General features: G+C 74.8%; 17 protein-coding genes and 1 pseudogene. 8 read left to right on the top strand and 10 right to left on the bottom strand.

All coding sequences use genetic code 11. From position 1 onward, the window contains the following. Window positions 1-56: 56 nt before the first annotated feature. Window positions 57-1,349, bottom strand: a complete 1,293-nt coding sequence (locus tag ACFP3V_RS03540; protein WP_380579558.1) for a prenyltransferase/squalene oxidase repeat-containing protein — start codon at window positions 1,347-1,349, stop codon at window positions 57-59. A 121-nt stretch (window positions 1,350-1,470) separates the two neighbouring features. Next, window positions 1,471-2,622: an MBL fold metallo-hydrolase gene (locus ACFP3V_RS03535; protein WP_380579556.1), complete on the bottom strand. Its 1,152-nt coding sequence runs from the start codon at window positions 2,620-2,622 to the stop codon at window positions 1,471-1,473. 198 nt (window positions 2,623-2,820) lie between these two features. Between ACFP3V_RS03535 and ACFP3V_RS03530 the strand changes: the two genes are divergently transcribed. The 4 genes from ACFP3V_RS03530 (at window position 2,821) to ACFP3V_RS03515 (ending at window position 6,939) form a co-directional block, all read left to right on the top strand. Beyond that, window positions 2,821-4,143 (top strand): glycosyltransferase family 4 protein, encoded by a 1,323-nt coding sequence (locus ACFP3V_RS03530; RefSeq protein WP_380579554.1) that lies wholly within the window; start codon window positions 2,821-2,823, stop codon window positions 4,141-4,143. A 43-nt stretch (window positions 4,144-4,186) separates the two neighbouring features. Further along, the gene (locus ACFP3V_RS03525; RefSeq protein ID WP_380579552.1) at window positions 4,187-4,945 is read left to right on the top strand and encodes a class I SAM-dependent methyltransferase; all 759 of its coding nucleotides are present in this window, start codon (window positions 4,187-4,189) and stop codon (window positions 4,943-4,945) included. After that, window positions 4,942-6,003: a prenyltransferase/squalene oxidase repeat-containing protein gene (locus ACFP3V_RS03520; protein ID WP_380579550.1), complete on the top strand. Its 1,062-nt coding sequence runs from the start codon at window positions 4,942-4,944 to the stop codon at window positions 6,001-6,003. The genes ACFP3V_RS03525 and ACFP3V_RS03520 overlap by 4 nt, the downstream gene beginning before the upstream one ends. Window positions 6,004-6,177: 174 nt before the next feature. Beyond that, complete coding sequence (locus tag ACFP3V_RS03515) at window positions 6,178-6,939, top strand: maleylpyruvate isomerase family mycothiol-dependent enzyme (RefSeq protein ID WP_380579548.1); 762 nt, start codon at window positions 6,178-6,180, stop codon at window positions 6,937-6,939. A gap of 112 nt (window positions 6,940-7,051) precedes the next feature. Here ACFP3V_RS03515 and ACFP3V_RS03510 read toward each other — a convergent pair whose 3' ends face one another. From ACFP3V_RS03510 to ACFP3V_RS03480, 7 genes are all read right to left on the bottom strand, one after another. Then, complete coding sequence (locus ACFP3V_RS03510; RefSeq protein ID WP_380579546.1) at window positions 7,052-8,122, bottom strand: DUF5336 domain-containing protein; 1,071 nt, start codon at window positions 8,120-8,122, stop codon at window positions 7,052-7,054. Between the two features lie 73 nt (window positions 8,123-8,195). After that, on the bottom strand, window positions 8,196-9,194 hold the full coding sequence (locus ACFP3V_RS03505; RefSeq protein WP_380579544.1) for an N-acetylmuramoyl-L-alanine amidase: 999 nt from the start codon (window positions 9,192-9,194) through the stop codon (window positions 8,196-8,198). After that, window positions 9,184-10,221: a hypothetical protein gene (locus ACFP3V_RS03500; protein ID WP_380579542.1), complete on the bottom strand. Its 1,038-nt coding sequence runs from the start codon at window positions 10,219-10,221 to the stop codon at window positions 9,184-9,186. Before ACFP3V_RS03500 ends, ACFP3V_RS03505 begins: the two co-directional genes overlap by 11 nt. 1,104 nt (window positions 10,222-11,325) lie before the next feature. Continuing rightward, window positions 11,326-11,967: a class I SAM-dependent methyltransferase gene (locus ACFP3V_RS03495; RefSeq protein ID WP_380579540.1), complete on the bottom strand. Its 642-nt coding sequence runs from the start codon at window positions 11,965-11,967 to the stop codon at window positions 11,326-11,328. A 44-nt stretch (window positions 11,968-12,011) separates the two neighbouring features. Then, window positions 12,012-13,277 carry a M48 family metallopeptidase gene (locus tag ACFP3V_RS03490; protein WP_380579538.1) on the bottom strand — a complete coding sequence of 422 codons (1,266 nt, stop codon included), beginning with the start codon at window positions 13,275-13,277 and terminating at the stop codon, window positions 12,012-12,014. Window positions 13,278-13,412: 135 nt separating this feature from the next. Further along, complete coding sequence (locus ACFP3V_RS03485) at window positions 13,413-13,556, bottom strand: hypothetical protein (protein ID WP_380579536.1); 144 nt, start codon at window positions 13,554-13,556, stop codon at window positions 13,413-13,415. Between the two features lie 94 nt (window positions 13,557-13,650). Next, complete coding sequence (locus tag ACFP3V_RS03480; protein WP_380579535.1) at window positions 13,651-15,693, bottom strand: alpha/beta hydrolase family protein; 2,043 nt, start codon at window positions 15,691-15,693, stop codon at window positions 13,651-13,653. Between the two features lie 526 nt (window positions 15,694-16,219). Between ACFP3V_RS03480 and ACFP3V_RS03475 the strand changes: the two genes are divergently transcribed. The 4 genes and pseudogenes from ACFP3V_RS03475 (at window position 16,220) to ACFP3V_RS03460 (ending at window position 19,880) form a co-directional block, all read left to right on the top strand. After that, complete coding sequence (locus ACFP3V_RS03475; RefSeq protein ID WP_380579533.1) at window positions 16,220-17,059, top strand: Nif3-like dinuclear metal center hexameric protein; 840 nt, start codon at window positions 16,220-16,222, stop codon at window positions 17,057-17,059. 25 nt (window positions 17,060-17,084) lie between these two features. After that, complete coding sequence (locus tag ACFP3V_RS03470) at window positions 17,085-17,828, top strand: zinc ribbon domain-containing protein (protein ID WP_380579722.1); 744 nt, start codon at window positions 17,085-17,087, stop codon at window positions 17,826-17,828. A gap of 52 nt (window positions 17,829-17,880) precedes the next feature. Then, window positions 17,881-18,654, top strand: a pseudogene (locus ACFP3V_RS03465) (histidine phosphatase family protein); the annotation flags it as partial. A gap of 245 nt (window positions 18,655-18,899) precedes the next feature. After that, window positions 18,900-19,880 carry a phospholipase D-like domain-containing protein gene (locus ACFP3V_RS03460; RefSeq protein ID WP_380579531.1) on the top strand — a complete coding sequence of 327 codons (981 nt, stop codon included), beginning with the start codon at window positions 18,900-18,902 and terminating at the stop codon, window positions 19,878-19,880. Window positions 19,881-19,912: 32 nt separating this feature from the next. Here the strand turns inward: ACFP3V_RS03460 and yaaA are convergent, their stop codons facing one another. Further along, window positions 19,913-20,689: a peroxide stress protein YaaA gene (gene yaaA, locus ACFP3V_RS03455; protein ID WP_380579529.1), complete on the bottom strand. Its 777-nt coding sequence runs from the start codon at window positions 20,687-20,689 to the stop codon at window positions 19,913-19,915. Window positions 20,690-20,769 lie beyond the last annotated feature (80 nt).

Genomic DNA, 20,769 nt, shown 5'->3' with positions numbered 1-20,769 from the left:
GGCCGGCCCGGCGGCTCGGCCGCGGGCCGGGAGGCCGGTTTCGTGCTGAGGGGGCATCAGGAGCGCTTGCCGCGGGCGTAGCTGAGGTAGAGGCCGATGCCGATGCCCGCGACGAGGCAGACGCCGACGATCCACCAGGGTGAGAAGCCGCTGCCGGAGGAGGACTGGGCGGCGGCGGCCGCTCGCGTCGCGGACGCGGAGGCCGGGGCGGAGCTGGGGGCGGCGGTCGTGGCCGGGGTGCTCTTCGGGGCCGGGCCGGTGGCCTCCAGCTGGGCGACCAGGTTGGTGGTGCCGAAGGCCGTCGCGTCCTTGCCCGTGGCCTGGGCGGCGAGGATCAGCGTGGCCAGGGAGCCCGCGTTGGGCATGCCGTGGTCGCCCTGGATCCACGGCTGGGCGTTCTGGGAGAGCCAGTTGACCGCCGCCGCGGCGGCGTCGTTGCGGCCCGCGTGGGCCAGCGAGAGGACCGCCCAGGCGGTGGCGTTGTAGTCCGGCGTCGGGGACGCGCCGGCCAGGGACTGGGTCAGGTGGTTGCCGCCGGAGGCCAGCCGGGAGCTGAGGTAGTCGGCCGCGAGGGTGGCGGAGTCGGGGCAGGTGGTGGCCGAGCCGGTGGCGGCGGTCACGGGGGCCGTCGCGGAGACCGGCAGGCGGCCCTGGCCGGCGGCCAGCGCGGCCTGCGCGCTGGCGAGGTCGTTGGCCGCCAACTTGCCGCTCTTGTCGGGCTGGTAGGCGAACGCGCCCCGGCTCGCCGCGGGCGTGCCGGTGCAGCCCAGCTGGAACGCGGACAGGCCGGAAAGGGCCGTCTTCCCGTCCTTGGCCACGGATTTGACGTCGACACCGGCCGCCGTCAGTGCGCTGACCGCCAGCGCGGTCGAGTTGGCGTCGCTGGCGCCGCCGGGGTTGTAGGACCAGCCGCCGTCCTTGTTCTGGATGGTCTTGAACCAGTTGGCGCCCTTGCTGACCGCGTCGGTGTGACCGCCCAGCGAGGCGAGCGCCTGGAGGGCGACCGAGGAGGCGTTCGTGTCCTCGGTCGTCGCGTTGCAGGGCTTGGCCGGGTCGGCGTTGTAGGAGGGCCACCCGCCGTCCGCGCACTGCTGCTGGAGCAGCCAGCCGACGGCGGAGTCGGCGGGGGTGACGCCCTGGGTGCGCAGCGCCATCAGCGACAGGCTCTGGCGCCAGACACCGTCGTAGGTGGGGTCGGTCCGGCCGTAGAGCGCGCTCGTCCGCGTGGCGGAGGCGGAGGCGGACGCGGGACCGGAGCCCGAGGCGGCCAGGGCCGGTGCCGCGCCGGTGGACATGAGGGCGGCGGCGGTCAGGGCGGTGGCGCCCCAGGCGCGGGCGGCGGAGAGCATCGCTCGTGGCCTTTCTCTACGGTCCGATCGGGCTTCCCCGTCGCTGGTCGGCGGACTCGGGCAGGCGGTGGTGCACCAGGTCAAAACGCCGCTCACTCTATCCGCTCCGGTCGCGGCCGATTCAGACGGCCCGGTAGCGGACGGTCGAACCGTCCCGGCCCGGCTCGGCCAGCCCGGCGTTGACGAGTCGGCGCAGGTGGGCGGCGGCCTCCGCGAGCGCGAGGTTGCGCGAGAAGAAGTCCAGCTCGTCCCAGGAGCGGTTCCACCGCATGCCCGCGGCGACGTCCCAGAGTGTCAGTGGCTCCTGCTTGAGTTGGCGGTGCAGCTCGGCCAGGCGTGCCTGGTGGTGCTGCACCAGTTCGCGGGCGCGGGCGGGGGCGTCCGCGAACCGGTACTGGTGCGCGGGCAGCACCTCGGCCACGTCGAGGCGGCTGACGCGCTCCAGCGAGTCCAGGTAGTCGCCGAGGGGGTCGGTCGGCTCCGCGTCCGGATGCTCGGGGTAGAGGCTGATCGCCGGGCTGATCGTGGGGAGGAGGTGGTCGCCGGAGAGCAGCCGGGGGTGCCGGCGCCCGTTCAGCTGCTCGTCCAGGTACAGGCAGACATGCCCGGGGGTGTGGCCCGGGGTGTGCACGACCCGCAGCGACCGGCCGGGCACGCCCGCGTCCGCGCCGTCCTCCAGGCTGCGGTCGGGGAGCGCGCCGACCAGGGGGTCGGACTCGCGCGGCGGACGGTCGCTGCCCAGCGAGCGCAGTTGCTCCAGGTGCTCCGGCGGGGTGCCCTGGTCCGCCAGCAGCCGGGCCATCCGGCCCAGCCAGCGGGCGGAGGGGACTTCGCGCAGGGTGCGCACCAGCGTGGTCTCGGCCGCGTGCATGGCGATCCAGGCGCCGGACTGCTCGCGTACGTGGGCGGAGAGCCCGTGGTGGTCGGGGTGGTGATGGGTGATCAGAACGCCGTGCAGGCCGGCGAGGTCGAAACCGGCGGCGGCCACGCCCTCGGCCAGGGCGGCGCGTCCGGCGGGGTCGTCCCAGCCGGTGTCGACGAGCACCGGGCCGGCGTCGCTCTCCAGCAGGTAGACCAGGGTGTAGCGGAGCGGGCTGCCCGGGATCGGGACGGGGACGGACCACACGCCGCCGCCGAGGTCCTGGACCGGCGGCAGCCGGCGCTCGCGCCAGGCCGCCTGCTCGGCCGTCTGCGCGGTGGCCTGTGCGGCGTCCTGCTCGGGTGCCGGGGCGGCGGTCGGGGCGGGGGTCTCGTCGTCCAGGGGCTGCACCATGGCGGCAGCCTACGGGACCGTTGTTACTTGCCGGTAGTACGAAGTAGGGTCAGCACGCGCAGGCGGAGCGAGCAGGTCCGGGGTCTGCCGCGCGTGGCACGGATCACCACCCTGCCCGTCGGGGCGGGGCCGACCGGCGGGTAATCTCGTTCTTTCCGCAGCCACTGCCTCCCGGTGCCCGACAGAGTGGAGACCCTCGTGACCGCTGGTTCGACCGACGACCGGCCGCTGCGGATCGCACTGCTGTCCTACAAGGGCAATCCCTTCTGCGGAGGCCAGGGCGTCTACGTCCGCCACCTCTCCCGCGAACTCGCCCGCCTCGGCCACCAGGTGGACGTCCTCGGCGGCCAGCCGTACCCGGTGCTCGACCGCGTGGACGGCCCGGGCTCCCTCATCCTCACCGAGCTGGCCAGCCTCGACCTCTACCGCGAGCCGGACCCCTTCCGCACCCCGGCCCTGCGCGAGTTCCGCGGGCCGGTGGACGTGCTGGAGGTGGCCACGATGAAGACCGGCGGCTTCCCCGAGCCGCTCACCTTCAGCCTGAGGGCCCGTCAGTTCCTCGCCCGGCGCAAGGGCCGCTACGACGTCGTCCACGACAACCAGACGCTCGGCTACGGGCTGCTCGGCCTGGACCGCATCGGCTTCCCCCTGGTGACCACCATCCACCACCCGATCACCGTCGACCGCGAGCTCGAACTCGCCGCCGCGGGGACCCGGTTGCGCCGCCTGTCGCTGCGCCGCTGGTACGCCTTCACTCGGATGCAGGCACGGGTCGCCCGGCAGCTCGACTCCATCGTCACCGTCTCGGAGTCCTCGGCCCGCGAGATCGTGGAGCACCTGGACGTCCGCCCGGACCGGATCGCCGTCGTGCCGATCGGCGCCGACGTCGAGCTGTGGAGCCCGGATCCGGCGGTCGCCGAGGTGCCCGGCCGGATCGTCACCACCGCCAGCGCCAACGTCCCGCTCAAGGGCCTGGTCTTCCTGGTCGAGGCGCTGGCGAAGCTGCGCACCGAGCAGCCCGAGGCGCACCTCGTGGTCGTCGGCCGGCGGCCGGAGGACGGGCCCGTCGCCGAGGCCATCGCCGGGTTCGGCCTGCAGTCCTGCGTCGAGTTCCGCGGCGGCATCGACGACGCAGCCTTCGTGGACCTGGTCCGCAGCGCCCAGGTGGCCTGCGTCCCCTCCCTCTACGAGGGCTTCTCGCTGCCCGCGGCCGAGGCGATGGCCACCGGCACCCCGCTGGTCGCCACCACCGGCGGCGCCATCCCCGAGGTCTCCGGTCGCGACAACGAGACCTGCCTCGCCGTCCCGCCCGGCGACGCCGGGGCGCTGGCCCAGGCGCTCGGGCGACTGCTCGCCGACCCCGAGCTGCGCGCGCGCCTCGGCGCCGCGGGACGCGCCCGCGTCCTGGAGCGCTTCACCTGGAAGCGCGCCGCCGAGCTCACCGCCGACCGCTACCGCGCGGCCATCGCCACCGGTGCCGGGCAGCACGCCCGGGCCGGCGCCGGCTGGCGCTACGTCTGACCCTCCCTCACTTCCCCTTCCCTGGCTGCTAGGAGACCCGGCCGTGCTGACCGTCGACTTCTCCCGCTTTCCGATCGCCCCCGGCGACCGGGTGCTCGACCTGGGCTGCGGCGGCGGCCGCCACGCCTTCGAGGTCTACCGCCGCGGCGGCCGGGTCGTGGCCCTGGACCGCAACGCCGAGGAGATCGCCGAGGTGCGCCGCTGGTTCGCGGCCATGGAGCAGGCGGGCGAGGCCCCGGCCGGCGCCTCCGCCGTTGCGGTCGAGGGCGACGCCCTCAACCTGCCGTTCCCGGACGGCAGTTTCGACAAGATCATCATTTCCGAGGTGATGGAGCACATCCCCGACGACAAGGGCGTGCTGGCCGAGATGGTCCGGGTGCTCAAGCCCGGCGGCTCGCTGGCGGTCACCGTGCCCCGGTGGCTGCCGGAGAGGATCTGCTGGGCCCTGTCCGACGCCTACCACGAGGTCGAGGGCGGTCACATCCGCATCTACCGGGGCGACGAGCTGCTGGAGAAGATCCGCGGCGCGGGCCTGGAGCCCTACGGCACCCACCACGCGCACGCGCTCCACTCGCCGTACTGGTGGATCAAGTGCGCGGTGGGCGTCGACAACGACAAGGCGCTGCCGGTCAAGGCGTACCACCAGCTGCTGGTCTGGGACATCGTCGGGACGCCGGTCGTCAGCAAGCTGACCCGCTGGACCGAGCGCGCCCTCAACCCCGCCATCGGCAAGAGCTTCGTCGCCTACGCGACCAAGCCCCGCACCGGCGAGGACGCCGCGACCGGCGAGGACGCTGCGTGAGTTCCCTGCCGACGCTGCCCGGGGTGCTGGACGCCGGGCAGGCCGCCGCCACGGTCCGCAGCATCCTGCGCGAACAGCGGCCCGACGGGGCCATCCCCTGGTTCACCGGCCACCACCTCGACCCGTGGGACCACGTCGAGGCGGCGATGGCCCTCGACGCCTGCGGCGAGCACGCGGCGGCGGAGCGCGCCTACCAGTGGCTGATCGACCGTCAGCGCCCCGACGGCTCCTGGGCCGCGGCCTACGTGGACGGCGAGGTGCGCGACGCCCACGCCGAGTCCAACTTCGTCGCCTACGTGGCGGTCGGGGCCTGGCACCACCACCTGACCACCGGCGACGACGCCTTCCTCGAACGGATCTGGCCCACGGTGCGGCGGGCGACCGAGTTCGTCCTCGCCCTGCAGCGCCCGGACGGCACCGTCGCCTGGCGCCGCGACGAGGACGGCACCGCGCCGGACGAGGCCCTGCTCACCGGCAGCTGCTCGGTGCACCAGGCGCTGCGCTGCGCCCTGGCGATCGCCGAGTACCTCGAAGAGCCGCAGCCCGACTGGGAGTTGGCACTGGGGCGGCTGGCCCATGCGATCACCCACCACCCGGAGCGGTTCCTCGACAAGGACCGCTACTCCATGGACTGGTACTACCCGGTGCTCGGCACCGCGCTGCGCGGCGAGGCGGCCAAGGCCCGGATCGCGGCGGGCTGGGACCGCTTCGTCGTCCCGGGGCTGGGCGTGCGCTGCGTGGACGACCACCCGTGGGTGACAGGAGGGGAGAGCGCCGAACTCGCGCTCGCGCTCTGGGCGATCGGGGAGTCCGACCGGGCGGTGCAGATCCTCCGCGACATGCAGCACCTGCGTGCGGAGGACGGCGGCTACTGGACCGGGTACGTCTTCGCGGACGAGGCGATCTGGCCCGAGGAGCGCACGACGTGGACGGCGGGCGCGCTGCTGCTGGCGGTCGCGGCGCTGGGCGGGGACGACGCCACGGTGACCGTGTTCGGCGGCGAAAGACTGCCAATCGGCCTCCAGAACCCGTCAGAGTGCTGCGCCCCTGTGCTCTGACCTGCCACGATCCCCTCAACAGAGCCCCCGCGGGGGCGCGAGGAACTGCGCGACCAGCCTCCCGTCGGGGGAGGTTCGACCCCGATCAACGGGTCGAACCTCCGGGGGTGGTGGGCTGGTCGCGCAGTTCCTCGCGCCCCTGAAGGCGAGCTGCAACCGGGCGAAGGAGGAGACGTGCTGGAGTTCGACGGTTACCTGGATTCCGTGCAGGGGGACGCTGCCAGGCTCATCGAAATCGCGGGGTTCGCCGATCGAGGGGCGAAGGTGCCCAGCTGTCCCGAGTGGACGGTGGCCGACCTGCTCGTGCACACCGGGCAGGTGCATCGTTGGGTGCACCGCATCCTCACCACCCGGGCGCAGGCGCGTGTCCCGTGGGCGGAGATCCCGCACCGGGAGCCGGCGGGCGAGGGGCTTGCCGCGTGGTTCGCCGAAGGCGCCGGGCTTGTCGTCGCCGCTCTGCGGGACGCCGGGCCCGACGCCGTCGCCTGGGGTTGGGCCGGGGAGGACACCGGTGCCTGGTGGGCGCGGCGGATGGCGCAGGAGACGCTCGTGCACCGGCTGGACGGGGAGTTGGCGATCGGTCAACTGACCGCAGTGCCCCCGGAGTTGGCCGTCGACAACATCGACGAGCTGCTGCACAACGCGCTTTCCCCGGTCGCCCGCGCCTACCCGCGGCGGGGCTTGCTCGCCGACGCGGCACCGCTGCACCTGCACGCCACCGACGTCACCGGCGGTGAGTGGACGCTGTACGGGGACGGCGAGCGCTGGCTGCGCTGGGAGACCGGCCACGCCAAGGGCGAGGCCGCGGTCCGGGGGACCGCGCAGCAGTTGCTGCTCTGGCTCAACAAGCGCCTGCCGGAAGGCGATCCCGGTCCCGAGGTGTTCGGCGACTCGGCCGTCGCGGCGCTGTGGCGCGAGGGCCTGACGCTCGACTGAGGACTGAGGACTGAGGACTGAGGACTGAGCGCAGAGGACTGAGGCACACACGCCGAGGCCCCGCCCTGACGGTTTGTCGGAGCGGGGCCTCGGGGCTGGGTGCGGCTGAGCGTCAGCCGCGCTGGATGCCGGAGGTGTCGGCCAGCAGGCCGCGCTTGCCCTCCTGGGTCTGCGTCAGCAGCGCGTCGCCCTGCTGGGCGATCGCCAGGTACCAGGTACCGGGCACCAGTTGGCCCACCGGGGCGCCGTTCGGGTCGTGCTCGGGGGCCAGCGGGCGGATGGCCGGGACGGCGAACCAGAACGGAGCGAAGGCCGGGGCCGGGGCGGCAGGCGCCTGACCCTTGGTGACGTCCACCGGCAGCGCCTCCTGCTCGACCGCCGTCTTCGGCTGCTCGCCGGACGGCGCCTCCCCGGACTGCGGCTGGGCGGCCGGCTCCGGCTGCTTGGCGGGGGTGACGGGGGTCAGCAGCACGGTGCCGTGGTCCTTCGGCGGGGCGTCCGCCGGCGGCGTGTCCTGAGGCACGGCCTGGGGCGCCGGCTGCGGCACCGGCTGACCGGCCGCCCCGGGCTGCGGCGCGGGGTAGCCGTAACCGGGCTGCTGCGGCTGGGTCGGTGCCTGCGGGCCGGTGAACGGCTGGCCGGGCTGCGCCTGCTGCACCGGCTGGTGCCCGAACGGGTGGTACCCCGGCTGCGGGTAGGCCCCGGGGATTCCAGGGGCGTTGGGCGTCGCCGGGATCAGCGGCTCGCGCAGCGCCGGCACCAGCGGCGTCGCCACCGCGGCGGCGGCGAGCAGCAGGGCGAAGAGGAACGACAGGTAGGCGCCGTAGTCGTGGACCAGGCCCGCGCCGGGCGTGCCGAACATGGACCACAGGGCGGACCAGAACGACGCCACGGCGAGCACGGTGCCCCAGCCGCTCAGCGGGATGCCGACCGGTCGCGGCTCCTGGCCGGGCAGCAGCCGCGGCAGCAGGATCAGGGCCGCACCGATCAAGCCGAGGAAGGTGACCGAGGGCAGCAGCGGGAACAGCGAGGCGTGCCACTGGTTGGCCGAGCAGTCCCCGCCGATGTTGTCGCAGCGCAGGCTGCTGTCCACCGAGTAGAACGGCAGGAAGGAGCAGATCAGCAGGAGCAGCGCGGCGGCACCGATCGCCGCGTCCCCCCGGGTGACGGTTCGCAGGTTCACCGACCAGAGCCTCTCGTTCGATTCCGTACGGGTCACGGGTGGTGCGGATCTTGACGTGTTCAGCCTAGTGGGCTCAGCGGGCCAGGAACGCCGTCAGGCCCGACGCGAGCCCCTGGGCGGCGAGTTGGCGCCAGGAGGGACTGGTCATCCTGGCGGCGTCGCCGAAGTTGCGCATGTTGCCGCACTCGATGAAGACCTTGGGGACCTTGGAGAGGTTCAGGCCGCCGAGGTCGCTGCGCACGTCGAGGCCCGTGCCGTGGTTGATGTAGGTGGCGTAGCGCTCGTGCGTCGCCTTGGCGAAGGCGGCGCGCAGGTCCAGGCCGAGTGTCCGGGAGGGGCCGACGATCGATCGGTTGTCCACGCCGCCCGTGTGGACGGCGGCCGGGAGGATGACGTGGAAGCCGTAGTCGGAGCCGGGCGCGCCGTCGGCATGGATGGAGATGGACGCGTCCGCGTGGGCGGCGTTGGCGATCTGCGCGCGCTGGGTGACGCACGGCCCCCACGGGAGGTTGCCGTCCTGCGTCAGGATCACCTTCGCGCCCTCGGACTGGAGCAGCGCGCGCAGCCGGCGGGCCACATCGAGGGTGTAACGGGCCTCGCTGTAACCGGAGTTGGTGGACGTGCCGGTGGTGTCGCAGGCCTTGCTGCCGTTGCCGACGAAGACGGTCGAGTTTATCTGCCGGGGGTAGTCGACGTTCCCCGGGTTGTGGCCCGGGTCGATCACGATGACCTTGCCCGCGAGCGGCCTGCCCGTGGTGACCGCGCCCGAGCGGTCGGTGGGCGGCGCGGCGGAGGAGGACGAGGCGGAGGCGCTGGGGCTGCCACCGGCGGCGTCCGGACCGTCCGGCGTGGAGGCGCCGGAACCGCCGGCGGTCAGGCTCGCCTGCGCGGTGTCCGCGCCGCTACGGGAGCCGTGGTCGTCCGCGGCGGCGTGCCAGCCGATCCAGCCCGCGAACCCCAGCGGCACGATCGCGGCCAGCGCGAGCGCCGCGGCGGTGCCCCGGCGCCGGCGGGTCGGGGCCGTCCCGGACGGCTCGTCGACCAGGGAGTAGTCGTCGCGGTCAAAGCGCATCTGCGGTCCTCGATTGCAGGCCGTACTGGTTGGCGATCTGGTTCCAGCGCAGGACGAAGGACTTCTTGTCCGCGGTGGCGCTGGAGCTGTCGGCGACGCCCTGGTCGTAGTCGCCGGTGTGCGGCGCGTGGCCCGGGGTGCAGCCGCCGGCGGCCATGGCCCCCGCCCACTTGGCGAAGGAGGCGTCGGCGTTGGCCGACTCGGTCCAGGCCTTCGTGAGCTGACCCACCACCTGCTCGCCGTCCGGGAGTTGGGACACGTCCAGGGACGAGGCCTGCTGCACCAGGGCCCGCCGGTCGGCGGCCGCCTGGTTCAGCGCGGACTGGGCGGCGGTGACGGTGTTCGCGTCCACGCACTGCTCGACCGCGCTCACCGCGTTGATCACCTGCTGGCGCGAGTTGGCGCTCCGGCCCAGCAGTGCGTCCACGGCGGCGGCCTGCCCCTGCGCCCCGCCGGAGGCACTGGCCGAGGCGGAGGCCGAGTCGGACGGCGCCGCCGAGTCGGAGGGCTGTCCGCCGGGGGAGGAGGGCGCGGCCGTCCCCGGCGCGGGGGAGCCGGCCCCGGCGGTCGCGTCCTTCTTGTGCGAGCCCAGGCCGAGCCCGTAGACGGCGCCGACGCCGAGCAGCGCGGCGACGACGACCACCACGACCACCAGCAGGGCGGTGCTGGGCCGCCGCCCGCCGCCAGGCTCTTCGACGTCCGGCGCCCAGCCGGGCTGGTGCGCTGCCGGTGTGCTGGGCGCCGCCGCCTGGGGATAGCCGTAGCCGTATCCTGGCGGGCCGCTCTGGTATCCCGGCGGGCTGCTCTGGTATCCCGGCGGCCCGCCCTGGTACGCCGAGGGCTGCGGGAGCGGTTGGACCGGCGGCAGGGGCCGCGGTGGGGCCTGCGCAGGCTGCGCCTGAGGGGTGTTCAGGGCGGTCGGCACGTAGCCGCCGGGCGCGGGTCCACCGGGCGGGGGCCCGGCGGGCTGCGGGGGAAGCGGCCGGGTGACCTCGGCGTCGCTCTCCGGCGCTGGCGGCTTCGGCATCCACGGTGCGTGCGACGCGGGCGCGGGCGCGGGCGCCTGCGGTACGGCGTTCAGCGGAACGGTGCGCCCGTCCACGAGCGGCGTGGCCGGCTGCGCGCCTGCAGCGGGCCGCGAAGGAGCAGGGTCCTGAGGGCCGGTCTGCTGACGGCCGCTCAGATCCCCTGCGGGAGCGGGGACTCCCGGGGAAGCGGCGCCCGCCCAGGGACCCTGTCCCGCGGCTCCCGCCTGCACCGGCAGGCCGGTGCTCCCACCAGCCCCGCCGGAGGCCGGGCCTGACGCCTGCCCCCCGGCGGGAGCAGCGCTCCGCCCTTCGGGCGCGCCGGTCCCCACCGGTGCCGCAGGGCCGCCGAATCCCTGCGTCGGCTGCGCCGAGCCGGGGTGGGCACCCGCAGTGGGCGCGGGGCCGAATCCCGCCTGCGCCGGGGCAGTTGCCGACCCGGCGGCCGGACCGCCGTACGCTCCGCCCCTGCCGGGGGCCTCGGGGGCGGCCGGATCCACCCCAGGACGCGCCGAGGCGCGTCCGTCCGGCCTGCCTTGCGGCGCGGGCGCGGGGCTCGCGCCCGGTCCTCCAGAAGGGAGGGGATCCGACGGCGGGGGAGCGGACGCGGTTGCGCCGGGCGGCGGGTAGCCGGGTGCGGCTCCACCGGGCCTGGTCGCTCCGGCCGGAGCGGCACTCACGCCTGACGGGGCGTCAGTGAACGCGGTCGGCGGCCCGGCCGGGGGCGGCGGAAGAGGGGCGGCGGTCGAGGGTTTCGCCGGGGGCGCCCAGGGGCCGGCCGGGGGCGGCGGCTGACGGTCCGTCGGCGGCGACGTGGACGCGGCGGCCGACGGGGGCTCGGGGTCACCCGCCGGGGAGGTGCGCAGCAGGGGCGTCGTGTCGGAGGAGGGGCGGCGGACCCAGCCGCCCGCGCCGTCGCGTGCGGTGGGGTCCCACACGGCGGGCGGGGTCTCGCGGTCTTCCGGGTCGCTCATCGCGGGGCCTCCCCAGTTCGCCGGTGCGCTGCTGCTCGCCGGACACCGTACCGAACGCGTCGGGGTGCCCGGCAGATCTTTCCAGCTCTGCACAGGCGGGGAGGCCGGCGCGCGGCTGCCCCGCGGCCGCCGTCAGCGGCCCCGGCGGCGCAGCACCCGCAGCGAGCCCGTGACCGAGATCTCCTCGAAGCCCTCGGCCAGCGCCCGCAGGTAGACGCGGTAGGGGGCCTGACCGCCGTCCGCCGGGTCGGGGAAGACGTCGTGGATGACGAGCAGCCCGTCCGGGGCCAGGTGCGGGACCCAGCCCTCGTAGTCCGCGGTGGCGTGCTCGTCGGTGTGGCCGCCGTCCACGAACACCAGGCCCAGCGACCCGCCCCACACGGCCGCGACCTGCGGCGACCGTCCCACCAGGGCGATCACGTGCGGCTCCAGCCCGGCCGCGTGAACGGTCCGGCGGAACCGGGGCAGGGTGTCCATCAGGCCGACCTCGGGATCGACCAGCGAGGCGTCGTGGTACTCCCAACCGGGCTGCTGCTCCTCCGAGCCGCGGTGGTGGTCGACCGTCAGCACCACCGTCCCCGCCTGCCGGGCGGCGTCCGCCAGCAGCAGCGTGGAGCGGCCGCAGTAGCTGCCGATCTCCAGCAGCGGCAGCCCGGTGGCCGTCGCGGCCTGCGCGGCGGCGGCGAACAGGGCGAGGCCCTCGTCCTCGGGCATGAAGCCGGTCGCCGCGCGGAAGGCGTCCAGCACGTCAGGGGCGGGGAGGGTGGTCGTCATGCGCCGAACCCTACTGGAGGGTCACTTCCCCGCCCGTGCCCGCCTCACTGCAGCTGCCGGGCGATCTCGCGGCGCGCGGCTGCCAGCTCGGCGTCGATGTCGGCGAAGTCGGGGGGCGTCAACTCGCCCGGCCAGGGCGGCAGTCCGCGCACGAACTCCAGGCGCAGATGGGTCGGCGGGTGGCCGGAGTCCACGGCCGTGCCCTCCAGTTCGGAGACCCTCAGCCGCCGCTCGCGCTCCTCGGCGGGGATGCTCGCCAGGTACTCGCGCAGCTCCGGCCAGAGCGTGTCCGCCTCGGGCCGGGGCGCCCGCTCGCCGCGGCGGCGGGGCGTCCCGGCCTGCGCGTTGCGGCGGCGGCGCACGACGTGGGCGACGGAGTTGCCCAGGGTCAGTGCGGCCAGCAGGTCGGCTGTCGCCTCGGTGCCGGCCAGGCGGACGGAGAAGGCGTCGGCCAGGTACTCGGCCTGGCGGCCCGAGCGGAGCGTCAGCCGGTGCACCGTGGCCGCCAGTCGTCGTACCAGGTGGGCCAGCAGCGCCATCAGGGGGTAGACGGTCCACCGGGCGATCAGTTCGACCAGGTTCCGCACCGGCATCTGAGCGGGGGTCAGCAGGTCCGACCAGACGGCGAGGGTGCGCACCGCGACGCCGGTCCACAGGCTGCGCCGGGCGTCGCCGTTCGCGCCGTGGCCGAACTCGTGGGCCAGCAGGGCGATCCGCTGCCGCGGGTCGAGCGTCTCCCACAGCGGCAGCCCGAGTCCGAGGACCGGACGCTGCAGCAGCCCGAGTCGCGCGTGGAAGGCGTTGTAGTCGGGGCGCAGCGCCACCGTCCGCACCCGGCGGGCGCCGAGGTGGTCGGCGACCTCGTCGAGCAGGGCGTAGAACGCCGGGGCCTGGTCGCGGTCGAGCGTCACCTGGTTCCTGCGGAAGGAACGCAGGCTGCCCAGCCGCGGCCGCAGCGAGAAGGCGACGCACAGCAGCACCAGGCCGACGGCCTTGGCCGGCAGGTGACCGGTCACCAGCAGGTCCACGCCGCCGACGGTCACGCCGAGGGTCAGCAGGTGGACCAGTCCGGCGACGAGGACGGTGGCCAGCCAGGCCAGGTCACGTTGCGGGCGCAGCCTTGCGGAGGTGCGGGCGGCGGCCAGGAAGCGCAGCTCGACCGCGGTCTCGGCGCCGGCGGACCGCGGCGCGCCGCCCGGCCGGGCGTTCCAGCCGCACGCGGGGCACCACCGGACGAACCGGGGGTCGGCGGTCAGCGGTTCGCCGCAGTCGTCGCACAGTGCCGCGGAGGCGGCGGGGATGGTGGTCACGGCAGCGCATCCAAGCAGCTCGGGCGCCTCTTCGTCAGGGGGATTCCCCGTTCCGGGACGGCCGAAGCGGCGCGCCCCGTCCGGGTCGCGCCGCTTCGGCTGCTTTCGTCCTGCTGCTTGTTCTGCCCCCCGTGGTCAGTCCATGGCGGAACGGCGGTGGCGTCCGTGGGTCTCGGCCGGGGACTCCTCCTCGGCGAGGTGTCCGCGGTGCTTCCCGTGCGGGGCCGCGGCCTCGTCCTCGGGGCGGGTCTCAGTGATGTCGGTGAAGGCATCAGACATGAGAGCTCGTCATTTCTCCGTCGTCGTGTGGTTCCTGTGCATGCGGTCACCTGAAGTGACCGGAGGTGCACAGCCTATCGAGCCTGACGGGACGTCAGCGCCCGCCGGCCAGGAAGTCGCTGAGCAGCTCCTGCCACAGCGGAGCCCCCTCGCCCGACAGCACGTCGTGGCCGGCGCCCGCGGCCTCGACGCAGGTGAAGTCCACCCCCTCCACGCGGCCCAGCCGCAGCAGCTCCTGACGCAGCAGCCGTGACTGGCCGACCGGAACGACGTCGTCCTGAACCCCGTGGACGACCAGGAGCTGGGCGGCCAAGCGGTCGAGCAGCGCCAGCACGTCCCGCGGGCCGCGGCCGTCCGGCGGCTCCTGATCCGCGCCCAGCCGCTCGGCGGCCGTGCGCACCTCGGGACCGGCCTCGGCGGCGAGCCGGGCGCCGCTGAGGAAGGGCGCGACCGCCGCCACCCGCGCGACGTGCTCGGGCACCGTGCACGCCGCCAGCAGGGCGAGGAACGCGCCGTAGCTGAAGCCGAACAGGGCGACCCGGTCCAGACCCAGCGACTCCCGCTGCCCCCCGATGCTCTCCAGCAGCGCGAGCACGTCGTCCAGGTCCGGGCCGCCCCAGGCCCCCCGCACGGCCTCGGCGTGCGCGACGCCGTAGCCCGTGCTGCCGCGCTGGTTGGGCGCGACGACCGCGACCCCCGCGGCGGCGAGCCGCTGCAGCGTCGGGTCGAACTCCAGCCGCCAGGCGTCGGCCGGCCCCCCGTGCAGGGCCATGACCAGCCGCTCCGCGGTCAACCAGGCCTCGCCCCCGTACACCACTCCCTCCAACGGCCCTGCCGCGCCCTGGAGTTGGACCGTGTGGGCCGGCTTCCAGCGGCCGCCGCCCTCCGGAGTGGCGCTGCCGTCGAGCCGCCAGCCCCGATCCGTGACCGGCGGAGGCATCACCCGCAGCAGGCTGCGCACCCCCGCTGATCCCCCCTGGAGCGGGGCCAATCGCAGCGGCACGGGCTGCGGCGTGGGCCGGACCGCCCGCCCCTGCAGCACGTCCACGTCCACCGTGGCCAGGGCCGTCGGCCGGTCGGGCGCCGAGAACGGCATCCGCAGCCCGGCCGACGACCAGTGGCCCACCCCGCCCAGGCGACCCGCCGGTATCTCCAGCGGCTCCAGCCGACCCGACCCCGGCGTCCAGACCCCCAGCGACGATCCGGCCCCCCAGTCGCTCTGCACCGCAACGCGCAACTGCGCGGCCGGGATCGGCGACGCCGGATCGGGATGGGGCTCGACGGCCACCGGACGCAGGAAGCTGCGCCCGTCGTGCAGGCAGTCCGGGAACCGCAGCGGTGCGGACGAGCCGAGCACCCCCCAGCCGAGCCGGTCCTCACCGGGCGCGTCGCTGCGCACGATGATCAGGCCGCTCAGCGGATCGGCCGCCACCAGCCGGTCGTTGCTCTCCGGCGTCAGCTCCAGCAGCTGCGTGAGCCGGCCCGTCGCCAGATCCAGGACCACCGTCTTGACCCGGCCGCCCGCCGCGCCCGCGTCGGTGCGCAACTGGTCCAGCGCGAGCAGCCGCCCGCCCCGGTCCAGCCACACGCCCCCGCCGTAACGGCCCGGCAGGGCCGTGACCTGCTGCGGGGCCGCCACGCCGTCCGCGCTCACGAGCCACACGGCCGTCGCCCCCGGCCCGTCCGTGCCCAGCGCCACCGCGACCGGTCCGCCGGGGGCGGAGGCCGGCAGCGGCAGCAGGCGCAGGCCCGCCCGGTGCAGCGTGCCGGCGGCGAGGTCGGCGTCGCCGCCGGTGCCGCGGACCAGCAGGTCGTGGCGCTCGCCCTCGTGACGGCAGATCAGCACCCGGCCGTCGGGGAGGGAAACCAGCTGCGAGCGCTGGCTCTCCGACCGCGCGCCCCCCGCTCCGGGCGTCAGGGCGACCGGCTCCGCCGCGACGCCGCTCAGCCGCCAGCTCTCCACGAACCAGCGCCCGTCCGCGGCGGCGGCCAGGCAGGCGGCGTGGGAGCCGTCGGCGGCGAAGGCGAAGGCCTGCCGCCGCAGCGCGGCCACGGGCCGGGCCGTCCCGGGCTGGGCGCCCACCGGAGTGGGCGGGGGGAGCAGGGGCTGAGACATCGTCAGAGGCATTGCGGTCATGGCGCACCATCCGCAGAGAAGAAGGAGAAGGAGTGTCAGGGAGCCGGTTGCAGGTGAGCGGGCGAGGGCACGGGGGACTGCACGAGCAGCCCCCGGAGGGCCGCGCCGCTCGGTGCGGCCGAACCTCCTTGGGGGGTGGTGCTCGCACGGTCCTCCCGCGGACGTCGTCCGCAGGCTCCCCAGGGCCTGTCCGGCGGACCTTCCCGGGCCCGCCCCGCCTGGTACGCCCATCTCCTGCGTCGGCGAAACGCCCAAGTACCTCCAGTACGAGGACGTTCCGCCGCCTTGGAGCCGGCCGCACCAGGCGGCGCGGGCTGATCCGGAAGGATCCGCCGGACAGGCCCTGGGGCAGCCCCCGTCGGGGCCTCGCGCCCCAAGGGGCGCTTGCGCACCACCGAAACTACGGCCGCGTGGGCGCCGCTCGTACGGGATCGCGGACGCTTCACTCGTACGGGTGGAGCTGTGGGCTTGCCCGTGACCTCCGCGGCTGTCCGGTCGTGACGGCGGGCCGCGATACCCTCGACCCGTGCCGAAACTCTCCGACGTGACCGCCCTCCTCGACGAGCTCTACCCGCCCGCCTGGGCCGAGTCCTGGGACGCCGTCGGGCTCGTCTGCGGAGACCCGGACGCCGAGGTCCGCCGCGTCCTGTTCGCCGTGGACCCGGTCCGGCAGGTCGCGGACGAGGCGATCGCCTTCGGCGCCGACCTCCTGATCACCCACCACCCCCTCTACCTGCGCGGCACCACGACCGTCGCCGCGACCGGCTTCAAGGGCCGGGTGGTGCACAGCCTGATCAGGAACGAGGTCGCACTGCTGGTCGCGCACACCAACGCCGACCACGCCGACCCCGGCGTCTCCGACGCCCTCGCCGAGGCCGTCGGCCTGCGGATCACCGGCCCGCTGATCCCCGATCCGACCGACCAGGCCGGCCGCCGCGGCACCGGACGGATCGGCGAACTGCCCGCGGCCGAGCCGCTGTCCGCCTTCGCCGCGCGCGTCGCCGCGGGGCTGCCCGGCACCGCCCAGGGCGTTCGCGCGGCCGGCGACCCCGAGCGGCCGATCCGCCGCGTCGCCGTCTGCGGCGGCTCCGGGGACTCCTTCTTCGACGCCGTCCGCGCCGCCGGGGTCGACGCCTACGTCACCGCCGACCTGCGCCACCACCCCGCCTCCGAGGCGCTGGAGGCGGGCGGCCCGGCCCTGGTCGACGCCGCCCACTGGGCCACCGAGTGGCCCTGGCTGCGCGGCGCGGAGCGCGCCCTGCTCGACGCCGCGGAGAAGCGCGGCTGGGAGCTGGAGACCCGCGTCTCGCAGCTGGTCACCGACCCGTGGACCGCGCACGCCACCATGAACTTCCCGTCCGCCTGAACCACTGAGCTTCGAGGAGCACCCCCTGAACGCCGAGCCCGCCGACCAGATCCGCCTGCTGGACCTGCAGGCCCTCGACTCACGCCTGGACCAGCTGGCCCACCGGCGGCGCAGCCTGCCCGAGCACGCCGAGATCGAGAAGCGCACCGCCGACCTCACCCAGCTGCGCTCGCTCACCGTCGCCGCGGAGACCCAACTCAGCGACACCCAGCGCGAGTTGACCAAGGCTGAGCAGGACGTCGAGCAGGTGCGGGCCCGCGCGCAGCGCGACCAGCAGCGGCTCGACTCCGGGGCGGTGACCTCGCCGAAGGACCTCGCCAACCTGCAGAGCGAGATCGCCTCGCTGGCCAAGCGCCAGAGCGACCTCGAGGACGTGGTGCTCGAGGTGATGGAGCGCCTGGAGTCCGCGCAGACCCGGGTCACCGAGATGACGGCCCGTCGTGACGACGCCCAGCACTCGGCCCAGGAGGCCGAGCAGCGCCGCGACGCCGCCTTCGCGGAGATCGACGCCGAGGCGGACAAGGTGAGGCGCGAGCGGGAGACCGTCGCCTCCGTCATCCCGGCCGACCTGATGAAGCTCTACACCCGCCTGCGCGAGCAGAACGGCGGCGTCGGCGCGGCCCGGCTGTACCAGCGCCGCTGCGAGGGCTGCCGGGTGGAGCTCAGCATCACCGACCTCAACGACGTCCGCGCCCAGGCCGCGAACGCCGTGGTGCGCTGCGAGAACTGCGGCCGCATCCTGGTCCGCACGGCGGACTCGGGGCTGTGAGCCGCCGGTGAGCCGTCAGCCTTTCGTCGTGGAGGGCGACGGCCGGTCCGGGGGCGACTCCCGTCCGGCCGTCGGCTCCGTCGCGGCGGAAGGCGCTGCAGAGGGTGCTGCGGAGAAGGCTGCGGACGATGCGGCGGCGGGTGCGGCCGCTCCCTCGCAGCGGACCGCGCCCGCCGCTCCGCCGGCCGCTCCGCCCGACCTGGGCACGCCGACCACCTTCGTGCTGCTCCGGCACGGTGAGACCCCGCTCACCGCCGAGCGGCGCTTCTCCGGCAGCGGGGGCAGCGACCCCGGCCTCTCCGCGACCGGGCGCCGCCCCGCGCTGCTCACCGCCGCCGCGCTGGCCGCGCGGGGCACGGTCCACGTGGTCGTCAGCTCGCCGCTGGCCCGGTGCCGCGAGACCGCGGAGGCCGCCGCCGTCCGGCTCGGGCTGGACGTGCGCATCGAACCCGCGCTCCGCGAGACGGACTTCGGCGCCTTCGAGGGACTCACCTTCGCGGAAGCCCGGCAGCGGTACCCCGCCGTGCTCGACGCCTGGCTGGCCTCCACCGAGGTCGCGCCTCCCGGCGGCGAGAGCCTCGCCGCCGTCGCCGCCCGCGTGGCCGCCGCCCGCGACGAGTTGCTGACCCGCTACGCCGGCCGCACCGTCCTGGTCGTCTCGCACGTGACGCCGATCAAGACGCTGGCCCAACTCGCCCTGGGCGCACCGCCCGAGGCCCTGTTCCGGATGGAACTGAGCGCCGCCTCGCTCTCCGCGATCCAGTACTACGCGGACGGCAACGCCTCGCTCCGACTCCTCAACGAGACCGCGCACCTTCGCGGCTGACGGTTTCTGAGAGACCACCGGTGCGGATTCTTACCCGCGGGCTCCGCCGTCGCCCGCACCGCCGCTGAGCTGCTGCGCGCCCCTGCCCGCCGGCGCGATGTCCTACGCGCGTAGCTTCCGGGTCATGACAAGTTAACGGCAGCCCTCTTCCTCTGGATCTACGCGCGTGGTGTCCTGGGTCGCGGTCGGCCGACCGAAAGCGTCGAGTGAGTCTGCCTGGTCGTCAACTTCCTTGGGAGTCACACATGTTGCGCACAGCCTTGCGCCGTGCCGGAGTCGCTGCCGCGGCCGCCGCCGCGGTGGTCGCCGGATCGGTGCCCGCCCACGCCGCGACCTACACGGCCTTCGCCTTCAGCCTCAGCAGCAGCGAGCCCACGATCTACAACTTCATCAACTCGGCCACCAAGACGCTCGACATGACGATGTACGAGCTCAGCGACACCACCGCGGTCAACGACCTGATCGCCCGCGAGAAGGCCGGTGTCGCCGTCCGGGTCATCCTCGACCGGACCAAGACCACGGTGAACTCCTCGGCCTACACCTCGCTCAAGAACGCGGGCGTCGGCGTCACCTACTCCTCCACGTCCTACACCTACACGCACCAGAAGACGATCACGGTGGACGGGGCGACGTCGCTCATCCTCACCGGCAACCTGACCTCGAAGTACTACTCCACCAGCCGCGACTACGGCGTCTTCGACACCGACGCCAACGACGTCGCCGCGATCGAGAAGGTCTTCAACGCCGACTACGCCAAGACCTCGGTCACCCCCTCCGACGGGGACAACCTGCTCTGGTCGCCGACGGACTCCAGGTCCCGGCTGCTGTCGGTGATCAACGGCGCCACGAAGACGCTGGACGTCGAGGAGGAGGAGTTCTCCGACACCGCCGTCGTCAACGCGATCGCCGCGCGGGCGCAGGCGGGCGTCACCGTGCGCGTGGTGCTGGAGTACCCGGGCGACTACTCCTCCGAGGTCGCCACGGTGGAGAACGCGGGCGGCACGGTCGTCGGCTACTCCTCCAGCACCGGCTTCTACATCCACGCCAAGGCCGTCGTCGCCGACTACGGGCTGTCCACCCAGAAGGTGGAGGCCGGGTCGATGAACATCACCACCAACTCCCTCGACAACAACCGGGAGTTGGGCATCATCCTGACCGACGGCGGGGTCGCCTCGGTGATCGAGAACGCCTTCGCGAGCGACTACGCGGGCGGCACCCCCGCCTGAGGCCGCTCCCGCCAGACCCCGCCCGCGAGGCCTCACACGTGGTCGACGACCACGTCCAGCGCCCACGGCTTCCCGGCCGTGGGCGCGTCCGCCTCGACCTTGAAGCCCGACTCCCGCAGCGCGTCGGCCAGTTCGGCGGGGGACCCGGGCCGGGCGCCCGACTCCAGCAACTCGCGCACCAGGCGGCCCTTGGTCGCCTTGTTGAAGTGGGACACCACCTTGCGGCTGCCGTCCGGCTGCTCGTGCAGCACCCGCACCGTCGCCGTCCGCGCCGCCGTCTCCCGGTCCGGACGCCAGAGCGCGGCGTAGGCGGTGGACCGCAGGTCCAGCACCAGCCCGCCGTCGTCCGGCAGCCCGCCGATCCGCTTGCGCCAGAAGGCGCCGAGCCCGCCGAGCGGCGGCAGTTTGACGCCGCCCGAGAGCCGGTACGGGGGGATCCGGTCGGTGATCCGCACGGCGCCCCACAGGCCGGAGAAGACCAGCAGCGCCGCGTCGGCACGGGCCCGCGCGGCGGGGGAGAGGCCGGCCAGGTCCAGGTTGTCGTAGAGCACCCCGGTGTACAGCTCGGCCGCCGGCAGCGTCCCGGCCGTGCGCAGCCGCGCGTTCCGCGCCAGTTCGCCCGCCTGACCCTGGCTCAGCCCGAGCACCCCCAGCGCCTGCGCCCCGTCCCCGGCCGACAGCGTCACGAGCGCGTCGAGCACCTGTTCCCGGGCGGGGTTCAGCTCCGGCAGCCACAGCGTCCCGAGGTCCAGCGCGGCCCCGCTCCCCGACTCCGCCTTCCCCTCCGACGGAGGCAACAGCACCAGCACCGCACGCACCCCTTCCGCTCGCTTCCTGCCGGTTCCGACCGTTTCCGGCCGCCGGGCAACAGCCACCCAGGGTACCGAGC

Source organism: Streptacidiphilus monticola (assembly GCF_042658505.1).
Taxonomy (GTDB): domain Bacteria; phylum Actinomycetota; class Actinomycetes; order Streptomycetales; family Streptomycetaceae; genus Streptacidiphilus; species Streptacidiphilus monticola.
Note: the sequence above shows the minus strand (reverse complement) of the source record. Positions and strands in the feature narration are given on the sequence as shown.

Excerpts from the sequence above, each read along its gene's own strand:
- ACFP3V_RS03540 (WP_380579558.1), bottom strand. The coding sequence starts at position 1,349 with ATGCTCTCCGCCGCCCGCGCCTGGGGCGCCACCGCCCTGACCGCCGCC.
- ACFP3V_RS03535 (WP_380579556.1), bottom strand. The coding sequence starts at position 2,622 with ATGGTGCAGCCCCTGGACGACGAGACCCCCGCCCCGACCGCCGCCCCG.
- ACFP3V_RS03505 (WP_380579544.1), bottom strand. The coding sequence starts at position 9,194 with ATGCGCTTTGACCGCGACGACTACTCCCTGGTCGACGAGCCGTCCGGG.
- ACFP3V_RS03500 (WP_380579542.1), bottom strand. The coding sequence starts at position 10,221 with ATGCCGAAGCCGCCAGCGCCGGAGAGCGACGCCGAGGTCACCCGGCCG.
- ACFP3V_RS03495 (WP_380579540.1), bottom strand. The coding sequence starts at position 11,967 with ATGACGACCACCCTCCCCGCCCCTGACGTGCTGGACGCCTTCCGCGCG.
- ACFP3V_RS03485 (WP_380579536.1), bottom strand. The coding sequence starts at position 13,556 with ATGTCTGATGCCTTCACCGACATCACTGAGACCCGCCCCGAGGACGAG.
- ACFP3V_RS03480 (WP_380579535.1), bottom strand. The coding sequence starts at position 15,693 with ATGACCGCAATGCCTCTGACGATGTCTCAGCCCCTGCTCCCCCCGCCC.
- ACFP3V_RS03460 (WP_380579531.1), top strand. The coding sequence starts at position 18,900 with ATGTTGCGCACAGCCTTGCGCCGTGCCGGAGTCGCTGCCGCGGCCGCC.